The organism is Massilia sp. NBRC 108631 (assembly GCF_059704565.1).
In genome coordinates this window covers 1-229 of record NZ_BAAKJE010000242.1, presented here as the reverse complement: position 1 = coordinate 229, position 229 = coordinate 1, and the positions used below count along the sequence as shown (strand labels likewise).

Below are 229 nucleotides of genomic sequence, written 5' to 3'. Positions count from 1 at the left end.
ATGACAAGGGTTGCGCTCGTTGCGGGACTTAACCCAACATCTCACGACACGAGCTGACGACAGCCATGCAGCACCTGTGTGAAGGTTCCCTTTCGGGCACTCCCCAATCTCTCGAGGATTCCTTCCATGTCAAGGGTAGGTAAGGTTTTTCGCGTTGCATCGAATTAATCCACATCATCCACCGCTTGTGCGGGTCCCCGTCAATTCCTTTGAGTTTTAATCTTGCGAC

1 rRNA gene is annotated in these 229 nt (G+C 52.0%); it reads right to left on the bottom strand.

Annotated features, from left to right (window positions below):
* Positions 1–229, bottom strand: a 16S ribosomal RNA gene (locus AC6H42_RS25625); the annotation flags it as partial.